Source organism: uncultured Campylobacter sp. (genome assembly GCF_938045775.1).
In the GTDB taxonomy this organism is placed as follows: Bacteria; Campylobacterota; Campylobacteria; order Campylobacterales; family Campylobacteraceae; genus Campylobacter_B.
On sequence record NZ_CALIBH010000050.1, the window covers coordinates 1 to 2690 of the forward strand.

At 38.1% G+C, this 2690-nt stretch carries 3 protein-coding genes; all 3 read right to left on the minus strand.

Annotated elements, in window-relative coordinates; all coding sequences use genetic code 11:
- Nucleotides 1–361: 361 nt before the first annotated feature.
- The gene (locus tag Q0238_RS01455) at nt 362–1798 is read right to left on the minus strand and encodes an ankyrin repeat domain-containing protein (RefSeq protein WP_297942175.1); all 1437 of its coding nucleotides are present in this window, start codon (nt 1796–1798) and stop codon (nt 362–364) included.
- Nucleotides 1799–1945: 147 nt separating this feature from the next.
- Nucleotides 1946–2191: a hypothetical protein gene (locus Q0238_RS01460; RefSeq protein WP_297942178.1), complete on the minus strand. Its 246-nt coding sequence runs from the start codon at nt 2189–2191 to the stop codon at nt 1946–1948.
- A 187-nt stretch (nt 2192–2378) separates the two neighbouring features.
- Nucleotides 2379–2690: hypothetical protein (locus Q0238_RS01465; RefSeq protein WP_297942180.1), on the minus strand; the 312-nt coding region annotated here is incomplete at its 5' end.

Consider the following 2690-nt stretch of genomic DNA (forward strand, 5'->3'; position numbering starts at 1 on the left):
CAAGCCGCTCGAATATTTTAAAAAGATCTGACGAAAAAGGATCTTAATTTAGATCATACTTTTTGGAATTTACTGCGGATATATCGAAGGAGTGCGAAATTTAAAGATTATCTTATGGAGCTTGAAGATGCCAAGAAGCAAATTCTTTAGATTAAACAAACCTACATAGCGAAAACGAATTTGTTGAACTTCGAGATTAAAGACTGTAATAACTGCTAAATTTAACAGCATCGCATTCATAAATTTAAGTAAAATTTGATTTAAAGAAACAAAAAAAGGCTTGACGCAAATTTAAAATCATTAAAATTTTATAAAATTTTACCAAATACGTAGCGATCATATCCAAAAGCTTTACGAAATTTTACTTATTGGCGGACACGGTATATGCAGTCTTGGATCCCGCTTGCTCTAGCTGCTTAGACGCATCGCGCCTTAAAATTTTATCGTACTCCTCCACTCTTATCACCTTGCCCTTATACTCTATTTTAAGATAATATTCCAATTTTTCTAATTGCAAATATCTAAAAAAATTATCCAAATCAAAGCCGCCTGCACCCTTAGGCTCATCGCCGCAGAGCGCAGAGTAGCGCTTTATAAGCGTATCGTAGATACCAAGTAGCGCTGTATTTGGCGTTACCGAGCCGCATCTATTAAGATCGGGTAGCGAGCCTTTGTTAAGCTTGATTACATCATTTTCCGAATACTTTGAGCGCTCCGTCATCATATATCTAAGCAGCTCATACCTAGAGCTGTTTAATAAAGTCAAATCTAAAATAATCTCATCGTAACAATAATTATCCATATGCTCTAGGTATATTTTCTTATACTTCCTCAACGTATCCAAATCCTTACGGCAGTCATCGTATTTTTTTTGAATACGCTCATCGTCCGGAAGTCCTGCTAAATCGTATTTAAGCAGCAAATTTAGCATACTTGCGTCATATCGTTGCGGCAGCATCTGATAGATGGAGCAGTTCGGCTGCCGCTTATCTTTGCGGTGTTTGAGTGTAAAAGCAATACAATTATCGTCCGTCCAAGTCGTAATCTCAGGTCTTACGCCGCTGCTAAGCATAAGCTCCGTCATCTGCAAAAATCCACCTGCTACGGCGTAATAGAGTGGATCGGATACCGCACTAGTACCTTCGCTTTTAGGCGTTATGGAATATGTCTTTACCTGTGCGTCGCTAGTAACAACCAAATAGGAGTCACCGTATCTAGGGTATGTAAGCCACGGACGAACATATTTAACGCTAGAAAATCTAGCTCCATGCTTAAGTAGAACTTCCGCGGCGGCGGTAGAGTTATTTTCGATAGCATAGCTCAGCGCCGAATGAGAAAAATCGTCCGTGCGGTTGATATCCGCTCCGTGATAGATCAGCTCTTCGGTGGTGTTTGCATCGTTGTAAAAACTGGAATACATTATCGCCGTTATGCCAAAATGCAGCGGATCGCCCGCAGTGATGCGCTGCTCTCGCATAAATCCCAAAATACGCGCAGTGTCCTTGGAGCGCAAAAGCTTGCGGAAATATTCCATCCGCTCATCGCCCTGCACTACGCGCTCGTCCAAATCTAACTCGGCGCCCAGCCTTTCGTACCGGTACCTCGCTTTTGCGGCGCGATCCTCGTCCGTTAGCGGCCGATTGGAGGAATTGCCGGAGGTCGCGATGCGGCTTGCCGTGGAATTTTGCGCGGGCTGAGTTTTGGACCTATCCATAAACGCACTGCCTGCGATCAAGAAAAATAGGACTGCCGTAACAACCAAGCACGCTATGATGAGCTTGGATTTTATCTCTTTCAAAGCAACCTCCGCAAATAAAATGACAAATACTACCGAGTGTGAGCTTAGCCGAATATAAACGGGCGTTTTCGCACATAAAATTTAGTGGCGACTTACCAAAAATATTGAAATTTTAGTTTTAAATTTACCGCCCCTTCGCATATCCTCCTAGATAAAAACCGTATAGTCCTTTTTAATATAGTCTATATTTATATTTTTCTGTAGAAAATACTCTCTAACTTCGTCGTAAATTTCACTGCTATACAAATAAATCAAATAGTAATGTGCTGATATGGCAACGGAATAATATAAATATCCGCCATGCCACGGCTCATCGACTTTTATAAACGGGAAAATTTTAAATCCCTTTATGCCTTTATTTATGCAAAAATACACGACGAATTTTATAAACATATTCGCCACATACATGCAAAGCAAAAATACAAAGAAAAAACCTAACGAACCAATACGATAAAAAATTCTGACATTTTTGACAAATTAGAAAAATATTCTTGTAACGATTTAAGACTACCTGTAATAGGTGCGCCCTTTTATCAATGCTTTCTTTGCTCGTTTATATCTCTTTTATTGGGGGATTTGACTACATAAAATAATTTACTTTATCGATAATATCGATATTAAGCTTATTTAAAAAATATTCTCTTACCTCTTTTGTATCTTTTTTTGAAACCAAAGGAATTATCTGTTTTCCGGTTTTTGTTTTAATGTATAAATATCCCGGATTATAAAATTCAAATTTTTTATTTTGGAGTATCGAAAAAAGGAATATTGACAAAAATCTAACGACAAGTATAGAAACGACAAAAATAATTTCTTGATAGCCAAAACCTGACAATAGGGAAATCAAACACAAAATAAAACATAAAACATTTATTTTCAATTTATAGTTTTC

Coding starts and splice junctions, on each gene's coding strand:
- Q0238_RS01460 (WP_297942178.1), bottom strand. CDS start 2,191: ATGTTTATAAAATTCGTCGTGTATTTTTGCATAAATAAAGGCATAAAG.